Annotated in this window: 27 protein-coding genes; 9 read left to right on the forward strand and 18 right to left on the reverse strand. The window is 60.3% G+C overall.

Going from position 1 to position 23449, the window contains the following annotated elements; genetic code table 11:
- Positions 1 to 1069 precede the first annotated feature (1069 nt).
- On the reverse strand, positions 1070 to 1276 hold the full coding sequence (locus EOA79_RS04490) for a hypothetical protein (RefSeq protein ID WP_127335845.1): 207 nt from the start codon (positions 1274 to 1276) through the stop codon (positions 1070 to 1072).
- Positions 1277 to 2429: 1153 nt separating this feature from the next.
- Here EOA79_RS04490 and EOA79_RS04500 point away from each other — a divergent pair.
- Positions 2430 to 2660, forward strand: coding sequence for a hypothetical protein (locus EOA79_RS04500; RefSeq protein ID WP_128292882.1), 231 nt, complete (start codon positions 2430 to 2432; stop codon positions 2658 to 2660).
- A gap of 80 nt (positions 2661 to 2740) precedes the next feature.
- Here EOA79_RS04500 and EOA79_RS04505 read toward each other — a convergent pair whose 3' ends face one another.
- Positions 2741 to 3643, reverse strand: coding sequence for an RNA ligase family protein (locus EOA79_RS04505; protein ID WP_128292884.1), 903 nt, complete (start codon positions 3641 to 3643; stop codon positions 2741 to 2743).
- Between the two features lie 445 nt (positions 3644 to 4088).
- Between EOA79_RS04505 and EOA79_RS04515 the strand changes: the two genes are divergently transcribed.
- Positions 4089 to 4556, forward strand: coding sequence for a hypothetical protein (locus EOA79_RS04515; RefSeq protein ID WP_128292887.1), 468 nt, complete (start codon positions 4089 to 4091; stop codon positions 4554 to 4556).
- 21 nt (positions 4557 to 4577) lie between these two features.
- Positions 4578 to 4832, forward strand: a complete 255-nt coding sequence (locus EOA79_RS04520; protein ID WP_128292889.1) for a hypothetical protein — start codon at positions 4578 to 4580, stop codon at positions 4830 to 4832.
- A gap of 90 nt (positions 4833 to 4922) precedes the next feature.
- Here the strand turns inward: EOA79_RS04520 and EOA79_RS04525 are convergent, their stop codons facing one another.
- The 10 genes from EOA79_RS04525 to EOA79_RS04575 all read right to left on the reverse strand — a co-directional run bounded on the left by EOA79_RS04525 (position 4923) and on the right by EOA79_RS04575 (position 13754).
- Positions 4923 to 5321 (reverse strand): hypothetical protein, encoded by a 399-nt coding sequence (locus tag EOA79_RS04525; RefSeq protein WP_128292890.1) that lies wholly within the window; start codon positions 5319 to 5321, stop codon positions 4923 to 4925.
- Positions 5308 to 5913, reverse strand: a complete 606-nt coding sequence (locus EOA79_RS04530) for a Panacea domain-containing protein (protein ID WP_164893819.1) — start codon at positions 5911 to 5913, stop codon at positions 5308 to 5310. The genes EOA79_RS04525 and EOA79_RS04530 overlap by 14 nt, the downstream gene beginning before the upstream one ends.
- Before the next feature lie 462 nt (positions 5914 to 6375).
- Positions 6376 to 7038, reverse strand: coding sequence for a hypothetical protein (locus tag EOA79_RS04540; protein WP_128292895.1), 663 nt, complete (start codon positions 7036 to 7038; stop codon positions 6376 to 6378).
- Positions 7038 to 7361 carry a hypothetical protein gene (locus tag EOA79_RS04545; protein WP_128292896.1) on the reverse strand — a complete coding sequence of 108 codons (324 nt, stop codon included), beginning with the start codon at positions 7359 to 7361 and terminating at the stop codon, positions 7038 to 7040. The genes EOA79_RS04540 and EOA79_RS04545 overlap by 1 nt, the downstream gene beginning before the upstream one ends.
- 175 nt (positions 7362 to 7536) lie before the next feature.
- Complete coding sequence (locus EOA79_RS04550) at positions 7537 to 9726, reverse strand: hypothetical protein (RefSeq protein WP_128292898.1); 2190 nt, start codon at positions 9724 to 9726, stop codon at positions 7537 to 7539.
- Positions 9726 to 11144, reverse strand: coding sequence for a hypothetical protein (locus EOA79_RS04555; RefSeq protein WP_128292900.1), 1419 nt, complete (start codon positions 11142 to 11144; stop codon positions 9726 to 9728). Before EOA79_RS04555 ends, EOA79_RS04550 begins: the two co-directional genes overlap by 1 nt.
- A gap of 254 nt (positions 11145 to 11398) precedes the next feature.
- The gene (locus EOA79_RS04560) at positions 11399 to 11629 is read right to left on the reverse strand and encodes a helix-turn-helix domain-containing protein (protein ID WP_128292901.1); all 231 of its coding nucleotides are present in this window, start codon (positions 11627 to 11629) and stop codon (positions 11399 to 11401) included.
- A gap of 480 nt (positions 11630 to 12109) precedes the next feature.
- Entirely contained in the window at positions 12110 to 12790 is a 681-nt protein-coding gene (locus EOA79_RS04565; RefSeq protein WP_128292903.1) for a hypothetical protein, read from the reverse strand.
- 12 nt (positions 12791 to 12802) lie between these two features.
- Entirely contained in the window at positions 12803 to 13591 is a 789-nt protein-coding gene (locus EOA79_RS04570) for a hypothetical protein (protein WP_128292904.1), read from the reverse strand.
- A 10-nt stretch (positions 13592 to 13601) separates the two neighbouring features.
- Positions 13602 to 13754: a DUF1778 domain-containing protein gene (locus EOA79_RS04575; RefSeq protein ID WP_164893820.1), complete on the reverse strand. Its 153-nt coding sequence runs from the start codon at positions 13752 to 13754 to the stop codon at positions 13602 to 13604.
- A gap of 528 nt (positions 13755 to 14282) precedes the next feature.
- Between EOA79_RS04575 and EOA79_RS04580 the strand changes: the two genes are divergently transcribed.
- Entirely contained in the window at positions 14283 to 14564 is a 282-nt protein-coding gene (locus EOA79_RS04580) for a hypothetical protein (protein ID WP_206639229.1), read from the forward strand.
- Positions 14565 to 14668: 104 nt separating this feature from the next.
- Here EOA79_RS04580 and EOA79_RS04585 read toward each other — a convergent pair whose 3' ends face one another.
- The 6 genes from EOA79_RS04585 to EOA79_RS04610 form a co-directional block, all read right to left on the reverse strand.
- Positions 14669 to 15118 (reverse strand): hypothetical protein, encoded by a 450-nt coding sequence (locus tag EOA79_RS04585; RefSeq protein ID WP_128292907.1) that lies wholly within the window; start codon positions 15116 to 15118, stop codon positions 14669 to 14671.
- Complete coding sequence (locus EOA79_RS04590) at positions 15115 to 15663, reverse strand: HNH endonuclease signature motif containing protein (RefSeq protein ID WP_128292909.1); 549 nt, start codon at positions 15661 to 15663, stop codon at positions 15115 to 15117. The genes EOA79_RS04585 and EOA79_RS04590 overlap by 4 nt, the downstream gene beginning before the upstream one ends.
- Complete coding sequence (locus tag EOA79_RS04595) at positions 15663 to 15878, reverse strand: hypothetical protein (protein WP_128292910.1); 216 nt, start codon at positions 15876 to 15878, stop codon at positions 15663 to 15665. Before EOA79_RS04595 ends, EOA79_RS04590 begins: the two co-directional genes overlap by 1 nt.
- A gap of 15 nt (positions 15879 to 15893) precedes the next feature.
- Entirely contained in the window at positions 15894 to 16106 is a 213-nt protein-coding gene (locus EOA79_RS04600; RefSeq protein ID WP_128292912.1) for a helix-turn-helix domain-containing protein, read from the reverse strand.
- Between the two features lie 168 nt (positions 16107 to 16274).
- The gene (locus EOA79_RS04605; RefSeq protein WP_128292914.1) at positions 16275 to 16919 is read right to left on the reverse strand and encodes a hypothetical protein; all 645 of its coding nucleotides are present in this window, start codon (positions 16917 to 16919) and stop codon (positions 16275 to 16277) included.
- Positions 16920 to 17010: 91 nt separating this feature from the next.
- The gene (locus EOA79_RS04610; RefSeq protein ID WP_245489838.1) at positions 17011 to 18519 is read right to left on the reverse strand and encodes a site-specific integrase; all 1509 of its coding nucleotides are present in this window, start codon (positions 18517 to 18519) and stop codon (positions 17011 to 17013) included.
- Positions 18520 to 18682: 163 nt separating this feature from the next.
- Here EOA79_RS04610 and EOA79_RS04615 point away from each other — a divergent pair, with 163 nt between their 5' ends.
- From EOA79_RS04615 to EOA79_RS04635, 5 genes are all read left to right on the forward strand, one after another.
- Entirely contained in the window at positions 18683 to 19033 is a 351-nt protein-coding gene (locus EOA79_RS04615; RefSeq protein ID WP_245322336.1) for a hypothetical protein, read from the forward strand.
- A 62-nt stretch (positions 19034 to 19095) separates the two neighbouring features.
- Positions 19096 to 19812, forward strand: coding sequence for a DUF2161 family putative PD-(D/E)XK-type phosphodiesterase (locus tag EOA79_RS04620; protein ID WP_067324197.1), 717 nt, complete (start codon positions 19096 to 19098; stop codon positions 19810 to 19812).
- Positions 19813 to 19942: 130 nt separating this feature from the next.
- Positions 19943 to 20674 carry a FadR/GntR family transcriptional regulator gene (locus EOA79_RS04625; protein ID WP_095824419.1) on the forward strand — a complete coding sequence of 244 codons (732 nt, stop codon included), beginning with the start codon at positions 19943 to 19945 and terminating at the stop codon, positions 20672 to 20674.
- Entirely contained in the window at positions 20671 to 21873 is a 1203-nt protein-coding gene (locus EOA79_RS04630; RefSeq protein ID WP_095824343.1) for a PLP-dependent transferase, read from the forward strand. The genes EOA79_RS04625 and EOA79_RS04630 overlap by 4 nt, the downstream gene beginning before the upstream one ends.
- A 25-nt stretch (positions 21874 to 21898) precedes the next feature.
- On the forward strand, positions 21899 to 23176 hold the full coding sequence (locus EOA79_RS04635) for a sugar ABC transporter substrate-binding protein (protein ID WP_095824418.1): 1278 nt from the start codon (positions 21899 to 21901) through the stop codon (positions 23174 to 23176).
- Positions 23177 to 23449: the final 273 nt, after the last annotated feature.

Genomic DNA, 23449 nt, shown 5'->3' on the forward strand with positions numbered 1-23449 from the left:
CCGATGACGGGCGCCGATATTGGAGCAGGGCCGGGGGCCGGCCGCACCAAGAATGGTGACATGGGCGGCGCCGCCAACATCCAGGAGGCGCCGGCGCGGGCAGCGGCCGCAGCTCGCAAAACCAGGTAGCCTTTGCATTGGAGCCCTCAAGAACGTCGTTTCGCGTGTGCAAGAGAAACCGCCTGTCGCGACCGAACAGGCGGTTCCCTGGTTCGCGATTTCGACTACCCGGTCGGGTTTAGGACCGAGACGAGCCAAAGGCGTGCGATGCTTTCCGTCAAAGGACCTTGCCGACTAGCCGGGCAGTGATCGGTGCGAGCGTGAGCCCGAGGTGACCGTGGCCGAAAGCATTAGTGCACGAAGCTCTTGCGCCGCGACCACATGTCGGACCTTCTCTGAGGCGCGTAGCCGTTCCAATTGGGGCCGACCTGAGGCTTAGCCGATAAAGCCGCCGAGCTAGACAAGCGTTCAGCCATAGCCAGCGTTGACTTTTTCTCACGCGAATGATCCGAGGCCGCAGGCGCGCTACGCTCTCCGTCGCTTAGAAAGCGCTCGTAGCAGGTCAGCTTCGTCGGTGATGCCATCATCAAAAGCTTGGAGGATTTCCCTAGCCAAATATTCCCGCTGTTCGCGATCCTTCTTGGCCAGTCGTCGCGCGTCGCACGACCGGTTAAACACCCGCTGGAGCATGTCCAGATCAGCGGGCCCGTAGACGCCACTGCAACGCGACAATGACATGACCGCCGCCCTCGGCGAGGCATCTGCCATTATCTCACAAAACGGTCCCGTTGTGGAACGGATTCAGGCCTCAGCGATTAACCAAATGAGCGGTCGGTTCCTTCAGGAATGTAGCCGTCTCAGTGGCAACCTAAAAAGCCCGTCGCTTACGCTAATTAGCCGCGGCGGGCTTTTCATTAGCTACTACTAAAAAGGCGGATGCCTACCACCGAACGGTGGCGCATAATGCATCTCTGCCCCGCCGTGGGTTAGCACGGGGTAAGAGCCCGGCCTGTGCGCCAAAGGTCTCCTCGACCCCCCGGCAGGCCGGGCGCGCCATGTCTAGGCCGGCTCATCCGGCAGCCTTTGCCAGCAGCCGGGATAGATGCAGTTCGTGAAGCTCCTGCATGCTTTCGAGCAATTCGAGGAATTCGATCGCCTTGGCGGTGGGCAGTTCGAGCCGCTCCAGTTCGGCTATGCGCCCCCGCTGCTGGGCGATGTGTCGTCTGCCCAGTCTGACATGCCCGCGCACCATTTCAATGTCATCGGCAAGTGCCATTTGTCGCTCGGAAGAATCGGAGGACGAACCGCGCCGTCGAATCTACCGCTTTGGTGTCGCCAGTCCCGCCCCTTCAGACGCTGCTAAACAAACCCGACTTGTGCCCGGGAAAATCGGACTTCAGTCGCAAATTTCATTAGTTGCGAGTCCGCTCATATGGATGCAGGATCAATGTTCCCCACCTTCAAGCGGTGGGGTGGCCCGACCCGCGATATCCTGTGTCACCTAGGTTAAGCGGGCCGGGCCGCAGAGGTTCCTGCTGGGGTGCCCGATGCGTTCTCAGCCAAACAGTATCTCGAACCCGACGACATGGCGATGCTTGAAAGAGTGCTCCAGAAGCTATTACCCGCAAGTGCCGACGCCGCCGAAAGGGAATGGCTGGGTAGCCTGTTGATCGCAGCCTTCCAGAACGGGGTGACAGGACGAGGCGGCGCTGTTTGCCACGATGGATAGGAAAGCCTAACCGTAAGCTTGCGTCTTCCTGCGGGGGCGCGTCTCAATGGCGGCGCTTGAGGAATTTCGCTTCCCGGACCAGCGAATTCCAATCTGTGCCGATCAACTTGATCAGACCCCGCGCCTCATCTTCGGATAGGCTCGTCTCTTTTGCCAACCGCGCTGCCAAAAAGATGGATGTTTTTGTCCTTCTGCGACCCATCCGGCTTGCCGTCGCCGTCCTTCATTGCCCCTCTCCGTCTCATCCCGGCAACAAGAGCCCGCCCGCCTTGAGGGATGGCGAGCGGGCTCCGGGGTGGACCCTACGGCGTTGCCTCTTCGGTCAAAAAGCGCGCCGTGAGACCTAACTTGCCGACGGGTGGAATGTTCCTTTCCGCAGTCACTCGCGCGTAAAAGGCGGGGAAAGACCCCACACATTTGTTATTTTTACCGGGCCAAATCAATGACATGTTGAGCCAGGGCCGATCGCAACGCAGTTTGCTGACTCTATGGCCCCTTGTCCTCCGACGACCGTCGACGCACCCCCGGTCCCCGCCCCGCTCGGCGGTCGTCGTCTTCTTCTTCCAGAGTGGTACAACAAATGAGAGTGACCACGTCATGCTGCGGGTGTAAGGTACAGTCGTCGCCCGCACCTCTGACGGCAAACGGGCGCTTGGAAGTCAAATCAGGTGCTTTCGCCCAATTCCGCAGGGAGGAAGCCATGAGCAAGCGCTCTGCAAATTTCATTTCCGCTTTTGAATTTGACGTCATCCGAAACGCGTTCTGGCGTTCGATCGTAGAAGATTGTCTTCCGCCACAAGAATGGGAAAGGCGCGCAGGTGACCTTGTCCGCAGCTTCATTGGCATCGAAGCTCCGGCCGAAGTCCTCGCCGCATTGCTCGATGTGACAGAAAAAGAAAAAAGCCCGCCGACCAGCGCCGACGGGCTTTGATCTAAGGCGAGCGAGCTTAGCGCGGCTCGATGGGCGGCCCAGAAATCGGGGCAATCTGGGCCGCGACCGTACCGGCGCCATTAGCTTCGGTTGCGGCTTCCTTCCTCGAAGTCCTGCAGTGTTGCATGGCGAAGCGTGTGCTCGCCGCGAAGGAACTTCACACGGCCGGTGATGCCCGGCTTAACCCATTCGACATCGTCGGCGAAGGCGCTGGGTACCCGCTGCGCTGGCTTGGACGCCCTGGCCTCTTTGACACGCTTCCACAGCCTTTCCCTGAGGCCGCTAGGCAGCGATATGAACGCCGTGCCGGCATACCGGCCACCGCGCGCCATGATCGCCGCAGCGGGTTTTCCTGGCTCGCGTCTGATGCCCAGAAGCTCGAAGTCGCCGACATCCCAACATTTCGTTTTCACCCAGGCATCGACCTTCCCGCTTCGATAGGGGCTCTCGCGTCGTTTCGAGACCATGCCTTCAAGGCCCATCCTCTCCACGGCTGCAAAGAACTCGGCGCCGTTGCCCTCAATATGATCGGAATACTGGATGATACCGTCGGCCGGCTCGATCAGGGTCCAGAGCTTGGCCTTGCGCTCGATCAGCGGCAGGGAACGGAGATCCTGGCCGTCGAGGTGCAGGATGTCGAAAGCGACGAATGCGAGCTGTTCGGCATTCCACACCATGCGGGAGTGCATCCGGTGGAAGTTTGGCCGGCCATCCGGCTCTGGCGCGATCATTTCGCCATCTAGAATGAAAGCCTTGGCGGGAAGCTTCTCGGCCGCCGCGACGATCGGCCAATATCGTTTGCTCCAGTCATGGCCGTTTCGAGAGAAAGCGCGGGCGCCGGCCCAATCGAGGATGATCTGGGTTCGGTAGCCATCATACTTGATTTCGTGCAGCCAGTCGCCGCTGATCGGAGGTGTTTCGACCTGGAAAGGCTCCAAAGGCCTGATGAAGGACAACCGGGCCCCGCCGGCAGGCTTACGCATACGATCCCCAACGCACACTTCGAATTTGAATCAAATAACGCGGAGGCGTAAGCGTTCCGTTAGTAATGCTTAAAGCGCGCTGTCCCGTGGAACCTTACCAGGCCTGCCGAGGTTTGGGTGCGAATGACGAAACTTTCGGATTTAGGCCCGCCGATCGTCGGCCGCCGGTTTCCTAAAGAGCCATCCGACGAGCGCGACCATTTCCATAAATGCGGCGCTTGCGGGCAGACAATCGACTTGCGTGACCTGCGCCAAGTCATCTGGCACGAAAGACCGGGCCACGAGCAGCTAGAGATGGACAGTTAGCGGCGGCCAGCGCTGCGCCTGATTGGGGAGCCTCGGCCAGATTAAAATCAGTTAAGAACTGCGCGCGGACTTGCAACCAACTTCATTTTCTCCCACGACAAGCGTATTGGGTGAGTGGGCAAAAGAAGGGGGACAATCCGTGAAGACCGCGCTTGCGCTTTGTACTACGCTCATCGTTTCCGGTTGCGCCGGGACGAGCGTTGTTCAGACATCAGGTAACACCGCTATCGTAACGGCCCGTGCCGCGCCTGTTTGCGGCGGGGTTGGGGCTGAGAGGGTGGCAGTTAGAGAAGCCGCCATCGAGACCATCAAGGCAGGATTCGACAAATACATCATCTACGATGCTGCGGCACAGAACACCGTCACCGCCACGCAGATGCCTGGAACCTACACGACCATGGGCACCGTCAATGGAGGGATGTTGAACGCCACAACCACCTACCAGCCTGGGCCAACGATCTATTCGGGCAACCACTCTCAGGCGTTCGCGATAAAGATGTTTAAGGCCAGCGATCCGGCCGGCGCCAATGCGGTCGATGCGAGGACGACGCTCGGTCCGGAGTGGCCGAAATTGATCAAGCAAGGTTCGTTGACGACGTGCACATAGAGCCAACGATGGAGTTCGACCGTGTCGGCAAGCAATGAATGGACCGAATATCACCTAACGCCAAAGGGTTGGGTGACGGGGACCGAAAAAACGGATTTCAATGTTAGAGAACGCGAGCGGCCCGCTGATGCGGTGCAGACAGTGAAAGTCCGCGACTATCAATCGTCCGTCTTTTCCCAGGTCGATCACACGCGAGAAATTGTCTGGGAAGCGAAGGATTCACAGAAAATAGCCAAACTGAAAAGCAAATTCGGCGAAGCACCCGACCTTGCGTAGCGACGCTTGAGGGAATCGCGAATCACGAAGACGGAGCCGAACCAACATGGGTGACCGTCCGTCCTGAGGCAAGGCGAGCGGCCAGCACCCTTAAGATAGCGCTTCGCCGGCTAAGACCAGATCTTCAAGCCCTACTGGAAGAGCGCCATGGTCGGCTACTGCCGCAATTATGCGCTTTTTCAAAGAAGGCGAAATCTGACCAAGTCGGCGGCCCGGGTCTTTGAGGGCTTCGATAACACGTGCATCAGTGTTGATCGGCTCAAGTCGCGTCGTGTCGATGTATGAAGTCTTGTGCAGAAAGTTGGCCTCGAAGTTCCTCACTTCTAGGGCTACATCGCGGGCCTTCCTACCCGCCGGAAGTCCGCTATTCACATAAAGAAAAAGCCCGGTTTTCGGGCAAATGCAGATGCAAAATTTGTCATGCGGTGGGAGGAGGTCTTTGCAGAAAACCCGCACTACCTCCCATTTGGCAATGTCATATGGGAGCAAGTCTAGTCACCTCAGAAACAGCTTGCCTGAAGCGCTTCTTATCGAGTCCCATCTCGTCGCCCCAACTCGATATGTCCATTTCCGGCGCGTTACCCGGCTTCTCGCGGGCCTCAATCCAACTTTTCTCTTTGTGCGAAAGTTCTTCGATGTCTTTGAACCGTTTCCAGCTAGGCAGGTTTTGGAAGTGCTTTATCCACTTGTCCAGGACCTGGCGGTCGGTGCGCGAGAGGCGCTTCAATTCCGATGTGTTCTTGCTGGTTATCCGAGTCAGCTTGCCCTGCTGCTCTGTCGCCAAGTGTTTGTCAAATTCGATCAACCAATCATCTTCCTCACCTGAATCGGGCTTCAAAAGCTCGTAGACGCGCGATGGGACCGGACCGTGAGGCATGGCGACGAAAAAGTCCCCGGAGATTGGTCGTCCCCAATCTTGGAAATGCTCCTTGTCAGCAAAATAGAAGGCCTTGCAGACGAAGTATGTGGTGATGCCGGGCCATAGCCTGGCGCAATAGTCTATCGCCTCAATGGTTTTGAATTTGTCGAGGCGAAAACGCGGCGGCGCCTGCGGCATCACGAGCCACGAAAGGTCTACCATCGCCCTTCGCGCCCAATCTTGTATGTAGACATTTTTGCTCCTTCTTCGGGCTGCCCCGAAGAAGCCTCCCGGCGAGCTTCGAATCAGGACAATATGCCGAAAGTGCGTTAAGCACACAATATGGGCTATTTGTGCACCGCACAAAGTACCCTTGCTGTCAGTCTGCCGCACCATTTTTAAAGAACCGTTCGTTCCTAAAGATCGGCTAGGGTCGATTTCGACAAGGCCATAAGCAAGCTTAGAGCCTGGCGCCTCTGAATGGCTTCGCACGTGAAGCGCCCGTGCCTGTACATGCCATGGGCTTCACCCTTGGGCGCGCCACCCCGCGCACCATGGAAGCGGCAGACACGCTTCCCGCGCTCCGCTGGCGCTTTGCAGCCTACGCCCGTCCTCTTGCTCGTAGCCGCGCACCTTGGGGCCGCATGCGCCTTCGCAATCCGAGCGGTGAGTTTGTCCATGGGGTTATCGGCCACTTTCGTCTTGTCCCCCGCCCCGGTGCCCCACGTTTCCTACTATGGCCTGCCCGCCCTTCTCGACGTTGACGCGCTCGACGTAAACTCGCTGTTCGCCCTTCGACCGATAGCGCTTCAGGGCTTCTATCTGAGCTGCGAAGGTTCGGGAGAGCCGATTGAACATGCGCTCGTGTGCTTCCATGGCCTGGGTGGTCTTGGCTGCTCCCAAGCATGCTGCTGCTTTCATGGCGGCGATATGGACAGCCGCCATCTGGACGCCCAGCGTTGCCTCCAGCTGATCCTTAGGATGCATCCCGTACACCATCGACAGGGCATAGTTCATCGAGACCTCATGTACGGTGTCACCCTTCTGCGCAGCCATGCTCAAGGTCTCAAGCGTGCCTCGGGTAAAGTCTCCGCACTCACTTGCGATGGCGGCCGACATCAGTTCGTAGCCTAAGCCAGGGTCGGGGTGGTCCACCGAGATTGAAACATCCAACACCTCTCCTTTTCGGGTGCTTACGACCTTCATGCCAGGTGCTGGCGTGCGAGCTTCCCGCCGCTTGATGTATGCGGCCTTCGCTGTCACCTCCTGAGCGGTCGGCTCGTAAGGCTTGGCGACTTCGGTGCTCTCTGCCGTCCGCCCCTTCTTGCGCATCGGAACGACTGCCATCAGTGCCTCACTATCCCCGCGAAATCGAGCCCCGCCGCGAGCTGGAGCCCGAATGTCAGCATCGCCTTGGTGAGCAGATCCTGGCCCATGGCGTGATACAGGCCGGCTAGATCGGCCTGACCCTGCAAGCGATATTCCTCGGCCGCCGCATGGCACCCAACGGCGAAGGCCATGAAGTTGAACAGATCGGCATCAGTGGCTGGGTCGCTTGTGAAAACCTCAGAGAGATTGGCGACGATTTCGGGATCAACTGCGAACGATGCATTCGCCACCAGTCGGTTTTGCACCTCGGCCATGTAATCAGACAGTGATGGGATGCTCATTCACCTCTGCTCCAGTTAGCAGTGTTTCGATGCCGCTGTGGACAGGACTCGCCGGCAGGATTACATCTTGGCCGATGGTCCAGATCGATCATGATCCGAAAGAGAAGCGCCCGCCTCGCAGCGGCGGAAGATGGGGCGATTATCTCGCCTATGCGCTTCTGACCGGGCTTGGGCTCTATCTCACTCGAAACCACGTTCTGGACCCGTATTTCTGCTCATGGTTTTGGGATGGTGTTCTTGAGCCGGCCAGAGCCGCGCCCTGAGCCGTTGAGGCCAGGAACCTCTGCATAGCGGAGACCGTCTCAAGGCCCTTGGGGCTGCGGCTCGCAACAGCAATCGCCATCTTGATCCTCTGAGGGTCGTTCGACAGCAGCAAGCTGGCGATGCCCTTTGCCATGCTCTCATCGACCTTGGCGCCGTAGGCTCGCGCACCGCGCACCAGCAAGCCGGTTGTCAGGCCGGTTTTCCAATCGCCTGTGACATAGCCGGCGCCGGTTCCGGCCGCCGTAGCCATGCCAAGCTCTTTCAACTGGCGAGCGGTGGTTGAATTGCCCATCGAGCCGCGAAGCTTGTCCATGATGTTTTCGACGCGAGTGAAGGCTTCGAACTGGCGGGCCTTGTTCGGGCCTAGGGCGAGTTCGATCTTCTGTCGCGATTCTGGCGAGCCATAGATGCGATCGATCACGTTGGAGCGGTCTGGCATGGAGTTGATGGCGTTCTTCAACTCTGAAGCAAAGCCAGTGGCGAATGCGTCGCGTTCGGCCGGCGTCATCTTGGAAAGCGCCTGCTGGGTCTCGGGGAGGGTTCGGTTCTGCGAAACGAACTTTCGGCCCGCATCCAGCGCGTCTTCTGCACCGAAGAAAGCAGCGGCGCCTTGTCGCGCCTGAGCATAGGAGGGAACAGCCCTATCGAGTTCACCGCGGAGCGTTGACGCTAGGTTTTCCAGCGTGCCTGCCTCGCCATTCCTTCCCGCTCTACGGGCCGCGCTCGCCATGTCGTCCAGCTCGCGCTTGGTGTAGTCCCAAAGCTGGAGATCCGGGTAAGCGGCCACGCCACCATTGTTGCGGAACGTCACGCGACCGTCAGGGGTGAACGTCACCTTTGGGTTGAACGCGCCGAACCCTTCGCTAATAGACCTGTTCTGGCCGCTCTTGGCGGCGGCCCTCATGGCATCTGCAACGGCAGGGCTTCCGGCCAGGCGCTCAAGCTCTGGCGTAATTATGCCGGCGGCGCCGTCCTGATAGGCTTTCCGATAGGCTGGGTTGTTGGCCTTCCTGGCTGCAGTCTTGAGCGTGTTTTGCAAGGCCAGATCATCAGCGCTGCCGCCCATGAGCCGATCGACAAAGCCGACTGCACGAGGTCCTTGGCCCGCAAAGCGGTCTGCAACAGTTCTGTCGATGACCGCCCGGGCTTCGGGGTCATTGTTGGCTGCCGAACGCATCAGGGCGCGCGCACTCTCGCCTCCACGATCGACGTTCAGGATCGGCTGACTGTTGAGCGCGGCGGAAAGCTCGTCCTGAGGTCCCATAATGGGTGCCCCGAGATTGTTGCGATCGGCAGCCATGGCGCGGCCAACGCGCTTTATCGCAGCGCTTCCGGGATTGAGCAGGGATGGGATGTTCATGCGCTCGGCAATCTGACCGACGCCGTTGAACAAGCTGCCGATGCCAGGGATGGCCAGAGCGAGCCCCCCGTTTATCGCAGCGGATTTACCGATGTCAGCAGGCGAACCGCCACGGGCCGCAGTGTCAGCTCCGCCGATTGCTGCATTGGTGAGGCCACCAGCCGCCATCCGGCCAAGGATCGAATCCCCGGTGAGGCCAAGCGCCTTAGCGCCTACCTGGGTTGCCCCGAGCCCGAGCATGGGGCCGATAGTGCCTGTAGCCGCGCCAAGAGTCGAAGCGACATCGTTCTGCTGCTGGACCTGGGCGCTCTTGTCCGCCATTTCTTGTCGAACGCTATTGAACGGCTGGCCAGACAGCAGGCTCCCGAGTCCGCCCGCCATGTCGAGCGTCACATTCTCGAATGAAGGACCGACGATCGGAATCCCGTTAAGCGCACCCATGGAGAATGCTATGGCATTATCCGCGCCGGGCGTTTGCGAGGGCACGCGCGCCGGATCAAACTCGGAGTGGACAGGAGCGCCAGGCGCCAGCGAGTTCGGCGGCTGAATAGGGGCGCCACCTTCAACACGGGCCTTCGCGCGAGCAATGTAATCCTGCACGCGAGGCTCAAGGCCGCCCGCGTTTGCCTGGGCTGCCGGCTTACTGCCTACGGCTTTGAACGCATTGAATGCCGCATTCTCGTCGGGCGCGTCGATTTCATAGGTTGCGCCGTCAGGTCCCTGGAGTTCGAAGATGGGCACTATTGCTTCCTCCGAATTTTCACGCCGTTGCCCATATCGGTCCAACCTTCTCCGGATGATGGCGCTTTCGGCGGGCCATTCAGGCTCGGAACCGGGTCTGCCGATTCCCGCAAGCTTTGGACGGCAAGCTGCCTGTTCCTCGCCTTCTGCTGGATTACGTCAGGACCATCGCCCGGCTGCGGGAAATACTGCTGGCGCGCATTCTGGAATTCGGATTCGCTGATGGCGGCGCCCGATTCACGACGGAGGACAGCGTTGATGAAATCGCGCTGAGCCTGATCGAATTTCTGATAGTCGTCGCTCACCAGATAGTTGCCAAGGCCGAACGGCGCCGCAGCCCGTGCATGCTGCCCCATTGATGCACCGGCAGCGGTGATATTGGGCTGAGAGACAGTCCTGTCCGCCTCGTCCGCGCGCATGGCAAAACCCCCGGCCTTGCGCATGTCCTCGCTGTATTTCGGGCCGGTGATCGGGATATTGCCGCCCTGCTGTGCGGGCTGCGGCCCACCGACTGGCTGTGCAGCTCCCCCGCCTGCCGGCTGCTGGAAGATGCCCTGCGGCGTCATGAAGATGATTTCGCCGTTCGGTCCGGTGACCGTCTTGCCAGCTGCGACGTTGGCGGCCTGATCCTTGGTCAGAACGCCCCTCTCGATGAGATAGTTAAGGCCCTGCGCTTCAACGCTGCGGCCTGAGAAGAACTGCGTTCCGGCACTTGCGCTCTGGTCGCTCGGATAGACTGCCGCGCCGTTGTCCACATAGCGGGGCACGCCGTTGGCATCGTTTCGAATCTCGCGCTGCTTTTCGTCGGGTAGTTTGCCGGTCAGGATGAAATTGCGACCATCCTTCGAAGTCAGGTCGAGGCCAAACTGTTGCGCCGCTACGGCACGCTGATCGAACTCCGTCAGACCGCCACCCTTGGACCGCTGTAGCAGGTAGCTCCGCAGAGCCGGCTTGTCGGAAGCAAGGACCGTCGCCGTGCCCTGATCAAGGCCTTGAGCCTGGAGCCATTGCATAGTGATGTTTTTCTGCCGGCGCTGTGGGGCGATAAGGTCGGTCAGAAAGTCGCCGATGCCAGATCCAGAGGTGGGCCCTGTGGATTGCCATGGTGAGCCTGTCACCACCGGCTCGGAGGAGGTCAGGGCAGATCGGGCTTGCGGGGGCGGCGCGAAGCGCGGAGCCGACGCCGGAATGGCGGCCGAAGACTGCAAAGCCATGTTCTGGGCATGCAACAGGGGTGCCGGCTGCTGCGGCGCCGCCTGCGGCCCAGAGAGCCGCGCTATCGATTGCTGAAGCGATGCCGGATCAGCGTGGTCGCCAACTCGCGGGGCCGCGATCGGAAGTCCAGCTGTTGCGAGCTGGTTCTGTTGCGACAGCCCGCCGGGGTTCAAGATGGCTGCGAGGATTTGCTGAAGGTCCATAGATGATGCAAGCCCAATCAAAATTCGCCAGCATCATTCTATTTCCAGCCGCTTCAGCTCACAACGCGACGGGCACCATAAAACAAAACAATATCAGACATTTGCCTACAAGACACCAGCCCTTTGATGCCGCCTCTCGTGCGCGCGTATTGGTCGCGAAATGCACTGGCCGAGATCAAGTGTCAGAAGGGGCAATTGATCTTCGGCCCGTCCCAAGGCCGCTATTGCCCGCTAAAAAGCGGGCGCTGTGAGACTCAATCCTGCGCGGGCACGCTGTCCATTTGCTGCTGCCACTTCAGGCGCTGCTCTTCGGACATCAATTCCCATGCGACAATCACTGCAATGACGTGCTTGGGAATGCCGCTTTGCCAGTGGCCTCGGAGTTGGCGGGAAATGGTCATTTCCGGACGGCCGAGCAGCTTCGCTAAGGCCCTCTGTGTCAGGCCGGCGGCCTTTGCCCGCTGCTGCCATGGGTAATTCTCCATGCCTTTGGTCGGTAACAAAGGATTCGACGTAGCGTCTACTCTCCCTTGTAACGATTAGTCGTCACGTATATTTATACGCTACAACTATTTTGGGAGAGGCCCCGCAATGGGGTTCGGCAACAAAGCATGTATTCTGGTATCGCTGGTGGGGGCTGTTTCGCTGCTCCTCCTAGCGCCGGCACACGGTGGGAAGGATGATGCCGAGTGGAACCCACCCGCGCGATTTGATCACCCGTACAAGGGAGAGCTGCTTGTCAGGCGTATCCCGCAAGAAAGTGTCGTGGAAGCCTGCCGGGTTCTGTTTTCGATCTACAGAGTGCCAGCCATGTCCCACCCGGAGCAACGCGGGTGTTCGATCCTGACCTCAAAGCATTCCTGCCTCGTCGTCACCATCGATGAGCCATATATGCGAGCTACGCCGGAATCCGTTCTTCGGCACGAAATCGGCCACTGCAACGGATGGCCGGCTGACCATCCCGATTAGGACTGAGCGAACGAGCGGCCCTGAAACCCGCGCGCTGCGTTCGTCGTCCACGAGGCAGAGATGGCGCGTCCTGTCTCAGCAGACATCCCTCTATCAAACCCCACCTTGAATTCCGCCGTTCCGACAGTGAGCGTCGCTCTTTGCGTGACGCCCACCAATGCAGCCGTATTGGTGTTGCTGTGCCCTTCGTTCACGATCAGTATCCCGTGAGCCGGGATATCAATGGTGTTGCTGGCAGATGTGCCGCCGCTGCCACCGAAAACCTGGGACGCTTGATCAAATGCCGAGGTTGAAATCCCTGGCACGCTAAGAAGGATAACGCCGGAAGCGTTGGCGTTTTGCCCGCTCCATGTCACGACGACATCGCCGGATGGACCATTCGGCACCGCCGCAGCGAATATGCCGGTTCCGATGCACGGGCCACCGGCCAGGAACTCGCCATTGTCGTTCCCAGCTGCTGATACACCGCCTATAGAAACAGTCGAGACGTTCATGCCCGATGCGCCGCTGCCCCTCAAGCAAGTGCACGCAATGAGCACGCGACCAGTGAACTCTGGGCCAAAACTCAATCCCGAAAAAGTATGTGGACTGCTCCCGCCGGCATCCGCAATTGAAGCCACAACTTCGATATCGACGGGGGGCAGTCCCGCCATAATTCCAGCCAAACCTGGCAGCATCAGATCGCTCTCCTAGCCCTGTGAATATGAACGCGCCTGAAACCCACGCGCGGCGCTCCCGCTCCATGAGGCGGAAATTGCGCGGGCCGTCTCGCTGCTCATCCGATTATCAAAACCGACCTCGAATCGAGCCGTCCCGACAGTGAGCGCGGTGCGCTCCGTCACTCCGGTTAGTGTCGTGTCGTTCCCATTGCTGTGGCCGGAATTCACGATCAGCAGTCCATTGGAGGGGACGTTAATCGTGTTGTTCGCCGACGTGCCGCCGCTGCCGCCGAACACCTGTGAGGCTTGAGCAAAAGCGGTGGTCGATATACCGGACACACTAAGAAGGATCAGACCGGAAGCGTTAGCCGACTGGCCTCCCCAAGTCACAACGACATCGCCAGACGTGCCCGAGGGAACGGCTGCGGCGAAAATGCCGGTGCCAATGCAGGGACCTCCAGCAAGGAACTCGCCGTTGTCATTGCCGACCGCCGCAACACCGCCGATTGTGACGGCAGAAATGTTCATCCCCGAACTGCCGTTGCCCCTCAAGCAAGTGCAGGCAATGAGCACGCGATCTGAGAAGGCGATGCCGAAATTGGCTGCAGAAAACGTATGAGGGGATGATCCGCCGGCATCGGCCACTGACGCGACAACCTTGACAGACTGCTTGTTCGCGAAGCTCGTCGGGAAGGTAATTGGATCGCTCGCCCCAACTTCCGCCAGCCAGCGTGTGCGCGCGTCTGGGAAGGTGTACGGGAACGTCTGGCTAATCTCGGCCAGAATTTCTGGAATCGTTGGTGTGCTGCCGAGCGTCATTCCACTCTCCTCACGCACAGGCCTTCGTTGCTTCGCTGGCGATCTGCCTGATGAAATCAGACAGGTTCAGGCCACGCTTGGCCGCCGCTTCAAGCATCGCGGCCTTCTCGTCGGCGTATACGCGGACGCGAATGCGGTCAGGCATTCCGGTGGTGGAGCGCATGGGTTTCCCCTTGATGGACATGAGGGAATTTTAGTTTTCACGCGCCCCGGTCACAACTCGACGGGCACCAGAATATAAAACAACATCAGACATTTACCGACATTTAGCACTCATGCCCGCCTTCGAAGTTCGAGCATCCTCGCCGTCTCGGCGTATTGCTGAATGTGTCGGTGCGATAGGTCACCGCTTTGGAAGATAGCGAGGGCCACTCCGTCTCCCGCCATGACGATAGCCAAGCCCACGGGATCAACACGCCATGGGGCCTTTGGGCGCAACTGCTTTCCGATGCCGTCGCGCTTGCACCATCGAACGATCGTCTCCGGAACGGTACCGGCTCTGGACGCGGCAGCGCTGACCTTGATTGGCTTGGGCCAAGTCCTATGGATATCGTGCATCCTAAATCCTCTCGCCCACTGTTCCGCCACTGTTTTCAGTGGGGCCGACGCGGCATGTGACGGCGCCGGGAACTATCCCAGCGCGCACCGGTTTTCTCTTTGAAGGGACTGCGAACCCACGGAATGCGGGATAATGGTTGAACTTGTAGTTTTGGAGATGGCGACGGCGCGGCAACACGCGAAACGCGCGGAACTCTCTCTGAAGGAAGCAGAGGCAATGCTTGATGAGAATTGCGGGATCGCTGTTGCCATCGCACTTTGCGACCGCATACGACACAGCCAGGCGCGAGCGAAAGCAGCCAAGCGCAGGCTGATGAAGATCAGCGAAGCAGGAAGCTGGAGCGCCGACTTCGGCTCTGGAATTCTCTTCCCTCCTAAGCCATCCCCCGAAAGGGGGCTCTGGTTTTGGTTCTGAATCTTCTTTTGGTTCTGTTTCTGGAATCTGCTTTTGCTTCTGTATCTGTATCTGCTTCTTCTTATATCGAGACCCTATCGATAGCCTATCCATAGCCTGTCACCTCAAAACGGGCTGGAGGAGTTGGCGATTGAGGGCGCCGTGATGTAGGCGCCCCCATATTCGGTCTCCGCAAACTCCCGCTCTACCCGGTCCTGAACGGCAGGGCTCTCAAGCTTGCAGATGTGGTTGTAGATTCCGGCGGCGTGCTTGCCGTTTGTCGGCGGCGAGGTCTTGAACCACCGGCAAACGTAGATCTCATCCGTCTCGGGGTCGTGGACGACCAGGTCACCGCCCACCAGCGCCGCGAGGTTTTCGAGGTACTGATCCATGAGCCAGCCGAGATCCGCCACAGCGTAGGCGGCAGGCAGCTTGCAGCAGCCCGCGCTAGTCTGGTGCGGCCCAGTGCTGAAATAGAACCACAGCAGCCGCTCTTCGGCGGTGAGGGCTAGGAACCTCCTAGAGCGCCATACGTCCGGGCTGACCTTGTGAAACTGGCGGGCGGCTTTCCTCATTCGACCGTCCCCCCACAAGAACTTGCGGCGGCGAACTCTCCGAAGTGGTGAAGCTCGGCTTGGCGCCGGGCTGAGATTGCCTCCTCTTTATCGGCAAATCGACCAAGGGTGATGCAACGGCTATCCAGGCCGATATACGCTTCCCAGCGTTGAACGCTGGTGACGAAGGAAACCCCTACAGTGCCGCTGGAATTTGCCTTGCCCGGGCGTCGATTCCTTGAGTTCTGGAGGTGGGTCGCCTCGCGAAGGTTTTTCCACCGATTATCGGCCCGCATTCCGTTGCGATGGTCGAGCAGATGCTTCGGCCACTTCCCGGTTTGCATAAGCCAGATGACGCGGTGAGCCCGATATAGGCGATAGTCGATTTCAACCTGGGTGTATCCATCGGCAGTGCGGGTGCCGGCGAGGGCGCCGCGTTGGCAGCCCCTCGCAACCCGCCACGTAAGAGCGCCTGTCTCGGGATCGTAGAGGAGCAGTTCCCGTGCCCGTTCGGCGGTTAGAGCAGGGGCCTTTGCGCGACGCTGAGCAATAGTTGCTTTCGCCATCAGCGCACCCCCAGCCCTGCCAATCGGCAGATCTCGAATGCGGTTGCCGGAGCCAACTGAAAGCGCGCCGAAATAACGGCGATTGCGTATGTGCCGTCATCGATAGCAATTGCAGTTTCAGCCTGGGTGGGGTAGAAATGAGCCGCTACAGCTTTCGTTTCTACAGAGCCGCCGTTCCCCTGCCAGGGTGCGGCGGTTTCGCTATGGAGATGCATGTGCTCGCACCTCCGTCAGGCCGCTACCGAAGTGGACTTGCGGCGGTTGCCGTCAATCCAGGCATCGAGGTCTTCGGGCTTGTAGACGACCGTGCGGCCGAGCTTGATGTACTCGGGGCCGGCGCCGGTCAGGCGGAGTTTTTCAAGAGTGGAAACAGAGAGCCCGACGTAACGTGCCGCACCGTCGGTACGGAGGGTCTTGGGGGCTTCAACGCCTGTGATTGACATAGTGTTTGCCTCATTCAACCGCCCGGAAAATCCGTAGGCGTAGAGGCAACATGCAACGGCACTGTGCGGACAGTCATTTTGCAACTAAGGCAAACGTCTTACGCGCCTTACTTGCCTTAACTGCCAAATCGCTACTGTCTTCGAGAGAACTGTATTGGCGGAAGGGTGCTATTTCCTACGGCCGGCCGCTCTCAGTATGGTTTCTGCGCTGGGGGTTCGGCGGTTCACTCCGGGCACAGGCTTTTTTTCTTTCCAAGCTATATCCATTGCGTTGGCAACAGCCTGCACCAACTCCGCATCCTTTAACTCCGTCCGGGGAGGGATGCCGACGGGCCAAAGTGCGGTCAAGAACGGCTGCACCAGAGCTTGACCCTCGGGCTGTCTGTTTCGTCTAGCCGCCGCTGTTCCACCGCTGTTTTCAGCGGCGGGACCGACGACGCCGAGCTTGGGTTCGCTTTGGATGGATGGCAGTTCATTTATTGCATGGTCGGGTCTTGCGGCTGCGAACGATGGATACCGGTCACTTTCCATCGAGACAATCCAGGCCTGAAGGCTCGTCAGATCGATCTCTGCAGGGTAAATTTCTCTGACATAGTAATGGCTGCCTACCTTCAAAAAAGTTGGATCTTGAGACAAGTCGGCGGTGCCGCTGAAGACAATTTGCCCACGCTCTTCGTACCGCCCACGAGCTGCAATGCGGCTCGTATCGCAGGCAGCGCGTAGAAGTGGCTTCGCTTTGAAATCAGTCAGAAACAATCGCCGACAAGCGCGCTCGACCGCTTCCAAAAACGGAACCCAAACTTGTTGTTCCATCGCTGCACCTCGCGAGCACCTCGAAAGGGTCGCAGGGAAGCCGGGAGGTGCACCCCGGTTTGTCGGCTGGCCGGCCTATCCCTGCGAACTGTTAGCCGGTCTTGTCCTTCTTCAAGGGGATGACTTCGGCGGACTTCTTTTCTTCGCCCATCGCCGCAGCGATGGTGTTTCCTATGGCGTCGGACGCCTTGCGCAACGGATCGGCGTGCAGGTGTGCATACCGTTCGGTTGTGCGGGCCTGCGTATGCCCCAACAGCTTGCCGACGATTGGCAGCCCGATATTGGCGCCTACGCCGATGGAGGCATGGGTATGCCGCAAGTCATGAATGCGCACACGGAAATTCGGGTTGTCAGCATCACCAACCAGGCCAGCACGCTTCCGCACCATCTGCCACGGTCGCTTGAGGTCTGAGCGCGGCCGGCTTTCAATCTTCCCGCCTTTGAGCGTCTTGGGCTTGCCGGGGATCACGTATCGATCGACGCGCGGGAGATCAGCCAGCACCATCTGAGCCGGGGCATTCAAGATGATAGTCTTCTGGCCGGTCTTGCTGTCAGGGAGCAGCAGCAGCCCGCGCTCAAGATCCACCATGATCCATTCAAGGTGCAGGATTTCTCGCAGGCGCGCGCCGGTAAGGATGAACAGCCGCAGAGCGGCGGCCGATGCCGGATCGATCTTGACCCGCCGATTTTCAGCTTTTGGCGCATGCTTCGCCTTCTTATCGGGATCTGGTTCCCAGGCAATGCCGACCGTCTCAGCTTCGCGGATGGCATCGCCGAGCCGCAAGAGTTCATCCGAGGTCAGGAAGCGCTCACGCTTGGCCTCGCGGTATTTGGCAATGCCAGCCGCAGGGTTTTCCATTTTGGGGAGAATCTTGCCCTTCACTGCCCATCCATACATCGAGCTAACCACGTCGCGAACGCGGTTCGCCGTCGTCGGCTTGGCCTTGAGGCTGAGCACCAGTGCGGCAATGTCGCTCGGCGTCACGGCGACGGCCTTGCGGGTTCCGAGGCGCGGCACCGCGTAGGCGTTCAGCATGTGCGCGTATTGAGCATGCGTGTTCGGTTTCTTGATCGCCTCGATGTGATCAAGGAAGGCTTCAGCAAGCTTGGCAAAGGTGATAGCGCCACGTTCCTCTGCTCTATCCCGTGATGGGTCTTGGCCTTTGACAACTGAAGCCAGAAGGTCTTTCGCCACGTCGCGGGCCTGGTCTGGCGTCACCTTACCCACCTTGGCAATCGTCACGCGCTTGACCGGCGCCGATCGACCTGAGCCAGCGCGATAACGCACGATATAAGACATGCCGCCAGTTGCCCGGACGCGAAGACCAAACCCGATCAGCTCGCTATCGAAGATGTAGAAATCAGTGCCGTTCGGCCTTGTGGCGTCAACCAGACGCTTGGTAATCTTGACCGTCTTGCCGAGTTCGGACATTGCAGCACCATTTTCGAGCTGGGCACCACCGGGGCACCCCAAAAACGGAAGCGCCGCGATACAGCAAGAAATACTGTAACCGATTTGCATTGAAAACAATAGCTTTCCGGATACTGGCTGCAACGAACGGAAACAGAACGAAAGAAAGGCCGTATGAATGGCATTCAAGAGGTCGTCGGTTCGATTCCGATTGGCTCCACCAAACAGTCTTTCTGTGATGCTCGGTTTCGCGGCATTGGCGCTTGTCGCTTGTGAATCGGTATCCGAGGCCCCGCCTCCTCCTCAACCTGCCCCGGCTGCTGTCGCGGCTTCCGCTGTCCCGGACACTGCGGTGCTCGACCAAACCGTGGCGGTCACGCCTCCGGGCAAGAGTGTCCCCGCCCGATATGCGGCGTTTTCAGGCATTTGGGCGGGACGGCTGGATGGCACCTTTGAAGGCAAGCTGGCCGTGCTGACCGTTTCACCGGCCGGGCAGGTGACGGTCAGCTACGCGTGGGGCGATATGGCCGACAACAAGCCGGGGATCGCCGACGGCGCCGGCAGGATCGCCGGGAACACATTAAAGCTTGGACGCCTGCCGAACGGCGCAGACATCACGTTTACGATGCAGCCTGACGGAACGCTGGCCGGCACCTACACGCTTGCCGGCCAGACCTATAGGGGCCAGTTCGCCAAGCAATAGCGGCGGGCGGTCGCGTCGCCTTCTGCCGTGTCGGCCGGGCTCGAATCGGCTATGCCTCTCCCATGCAGGAAACGTCCCTCTATGCACCGGTGAAGCGGTTCCTCGAGAGCCTCGACTTCACCGTCAAAGGCGAGGTCGGCGGCTGCGACATCGTCGGGTTGCGCGAAGGCGAGCCGCCCGTGGTCGTCATCTGCGAGCTGAAGCTGCAGTTCAATCTCGAGCTCGTTCTGCAAGGCGTCGATCGGGCGGCGGCCTGCGACGAGGTCTGGCTCGCCGCGCGGATGTCGGCGCGCGGCAAGGGCCGCGAGCACGATCGGCGTTTTCGCGCGCTCTGCCGCCGGCTCGGCTTCGGCCTGCTCGCGGTCGACGGGAAAGGCAAGGTCGAGTTGCTGCTCAGCCCGGCCGCCGTGCCGCCGCGGCGCGACCCGAGGCGGCGCTCGCGGCTGGTCGAGGAGCATCACCGCCGCAAGGGCGATCCGTCCATCGGCGGCAGCACGCGGCAAAAGCCGATCATGACCGCATACCGCCAGGAAGCAATTGCCTGCGCCGCCGCCATGGCCGACGGCCCGAAGCGGCCGCGCGATTTGAAACTCGTTGCCCCCCGCGCGGCCAGCATCCTGCTGCACAACTATTATGGCTGGTTCGCCAGGGCCGAGCGCGGCATCTACGCTCTGACCGAACTCGGGCAGGCTGCCTTGCAGTCGCAAGGGGTCCTCGACGGTCCGCCGCAGGTCGCTCCGTTTCAAGTCGAGCAGCTTGGAGCGAAGCTCGGCGCGTGAGCGGCTGACGCCGCTCGCGCAGTGTCGGCTGCCGATCGAAATCGTCGAATCGCACCATGCGTGGTTGACTCACCTCTTCGTTCATGCAGGAATTGGTTGGACCATTGAACCACTTTCGGAATTCACCAGCGTGACCGACCCTCTCCCGCCGATCCAGACGACGGCCCGCGATGATGCGGTCCTGAAGGCGTTGGCCGGCTTCGTGCGGCAGGAGGCGTTGGGTCCCGGTGAAAAACTGCCGACCGAGCGCATCCTGGCCGAGCGCCTTAAGGTCAGCCGCAACACGGTTCGCGAGGCACTCACCCGCTGGGAGGGGCTGGGCCTCGTCGAGCGGCGCCAGGGCAGCGGCACTTACCTCAAGGCGGCGGTCTCGCCCGACATGCTGCACATGCCGCTGACCCTTGCCGGCGGCAACGACTTCGGCGGCCTGATGCGCACCCTGGAGATCCGCCGCGCGCTGGAGGCCGAGGCCGCCGCTCTTTGCGCCGTCCGCGCCGGCAAGGCTGAGGTCGCCGAGATCGAGCGCAAGCTCGACATCATGGAAGAAGCCTTCCACAGCCGCGCCGGCATGTCGTCGGAGGAAGACTGGGAGTTCCACCAGTCGGTCTACCGCGCCTCCGGCAATCCGCTGTTCGAGCAGATCATCAGCGCCATGCACGAGCTGTTCCACCGCTTCTGGGAGCATCCGCTCGGCGTGCGCGATTTCGGCCATGCCAGCTTTCCCTATCACCGCACCATCTTCGACTGCATCGCCGCGCACGACCCGGAGGGAGCCCGGGCCGAAGCGCTGAAGCTCATCGCTACTGTCGAAAACGACCTCAAGCGCGGCGCCGCCAACCTCAAGCTTTTGGACCGCAAATGAACGAGCATCCCACAGGGTTCGACCCGGCTTCTTTGGCCAGCGACTATCTCGGCGAGGCGGCGACTCTTCTCGCGCATGACGATCCGTTCCCCGGCGGCGCTGTGGTGCCGCCGATCTACCAGACATCGCTCTTCACCTTCGACAATTACGCCGACATGGCCGACACCTTTGCCGGCAGGAGAAGGCAGCCGATCTATTCGCGCGGCGACAACCCAACGGTGATGGAATTCGAGGCGCGTGTTGCGGCCTTGGAAGGCGCGGAAGCCGCGCGGGGCTTCTCCAGCGGCATGGCGGCTATCAGCGCCACCGTGCTTGCCTTCGTCGGCGCCGGCGAGCGGATCGTTGCCGTACGCAACTGCTATGGCGACGCTTACCGCCTGTTCGAGCGCCTGTTCCCGCGCTTGCAAATCAAGGTCGACTATGTCGACGGCTCGGACCCCGATGCGGTGGCGGCGGCGCTTCCGGGCGCCAAGCTGCTCTACCTCGAAAGCCCCACCTCGATGATGTTCGAGCTGCAGGACATTGAGCACCTGACCCGGCTGGCCAAGGAGCGGGGCATCGTCACCACCATCGACAATTCCTGGGCGACGCCCGTCTTCCAGAAGCCGATTTCGCATGGTGTCGATCTGGTGCTGCACTCGGCTTCGAAATATCTCGGCGGCCACAGCGACACCGTCGCTGGCGTGGTGGCGGGCTCGGCCGCGCATATCAAGCACATCAACGAGCAGACCTATTCGTCGCTTGGCGGCAAGCTGTCGCCTTTCGAGGGCTGGCTTCTGCTGCGCGGCCTGCGCACGCTGCCGCTGCGGTTGCCGCATCATATGAAGAGCGGTCTCACGCTCGCCGAGCGGCTGAAGGCGCATGGCAAGGTCGAGCGGGTCAACCATCCCGCCTACTCCAATCATCCCGGCAAGAAGACGCTTGCCGGCTATGCCGGGCTGTTCTCTTTCGAGGTCGCGGAAGATGTCGACATTCCGGCTTTCGTCGATGCGCTGAAGCTGTTCCGCATCGGCGTCAGCTGGGGCGGCCATGAAAGCCTGGTCGTGCCCGCCAAGGCCTCGCTCGAGCAGACGCCGGGTCTCAATTCGATGGCGCGCTTCGGCGTCAGCCCCCGAACCATCCGCTTCAATGTCGGATTGGAGAACGTCGAGGACCTCTGGGCCGACATCGCCCAGGCCTTCGACAAGGCAAAAAAATAAGGTGTTCAAAATGGGAGTTCCGAACATGAAAAGACTGACAATCCTGCTTGCCGCCGCTGCCGGCCTCGCGATTTCCGCCGGGGCCGCGCTGGCCGACACCACCATCAAGATGGTCGAGGTCATCACCAGCCCGCCGCGCACCGAATTCCTGAAGAAGCAGATCGCCGAATTCGAGCAGGCCAATCCCGGGATCAAGGTCGAGCTCGTCTCGCTGCCCTGGGGCCAGGCGTTCGAGAAGTTTCTCACCATGGTTCAGGCCGGCGACACGCCCGACGTGGTCGAGATGCCGGAGCGCTGGATGGGCCTCTATGCCAACAACGGCCAGCTCGAGGATCTCGGCCCCTACATGGCCAAATGGGACGACGCCAAGACGCTCGGCGACCGGGCCAAGCAGTTCGGCTCGACAGTCAACAACACCCAGTTCATGATCCCTTACGGCTACTATGTGAACGCGCTGTTCTGGAACAAGAAGCTGTTCAAGGAAGCGGGTCTTGACCGTCCGCCGGAAAACCTCGACGAGTTCGTCGAGTTCTCCAAAAAGATCTCCGCCATCCCCGGCAAATACGGCTATTGCCTGCGCGGCGGGCCCGGCGCCTTCAACGGCATGCACATGTTCATGAACATCGCCAACGGCAAGGGGGGCTACTTCACCGAGGACGGCACTTCGACCATCAACGAGGAGGGCTCGGTCAAGGGGCTGCAGATGCTGGCCGACATGTACAAGAACGGCCTGGCGCCGAAGGATTCCGTGAGCTGGGGCTTCAACGAGACGGTGACCGGCTTCTATTCCGGCACCTGCGCCATGCTCAACCAGGATCCGGACGCGCTGCTCGGCATCGCCGACAAGATGAGCGCCGACGACTTTGCGGTCGCGCCGCTGCCGGTCGGCCCGAGCGGCAAATCCTATCCGACGCTGGGCTATGCCGGCTGGGCGATGTTCGCCAATTCGCAGCACAAGGACGAAGCCTGGAAGCTGATGGCGACGCTGCTGTCGCCCAAGGACAATCTGGAATGGGCCAAGGAAGTCGGCGTCGTCCCGATCCACAACGGCGCCGATCAGGACGCCCACTTCAAGACCGAGCAGTTCAAGGGCTGGTTCACCGAGCTCAACGACAGCTCGAAATATGAAATGGTGACGCCGCCGACCCATCTGGAAAACCTCGGCAACTTCGTCGACCAGGTGGCGATCAAGAACTTCCAGGAAGTGCTGCTTGGCCAGAAGCCGGCCAAGCAGGTGGCCGACGAGTGGGCGGCGTTCCTGACCAAGGAGCAGCAGGCCTGGCTAGCCAAGAACAAGAAGTGACCTTTCTTCCTTCTCCCCGCTTGCGGGGAGAAGGTGTCACCCGATGAATGTCGCCCAAAAGTGCGAAGCGGTTTTGGGAGAACGACATTCACGGACTAGTGACGGATGAGGGCAGCGCCGAATCCTGAAAGTCGCCTCCGCTCCTCATCTGCCTGCCCTCCTCCGCAGCAGCTGCGCTGCAGCTACGGAGGGTGAACCGGCGTCTTCTCCCCGTGAACGGGGAGAAGGACGCTGTCGCCACGCTGGCCTCACCATCACCCGTAGAGCCAAATC

The sequence above is a fragment of the Mesorhizobium sp. M1A.F.Ca.IN.020.03.2.1 genome, from assembly GCF_004023205.1.
GTDB lineage: Bacteria > Pseudomonadota > Alphaproteobacteria > Rhizobiales > Rhizobiaceae > Mesorhizobium.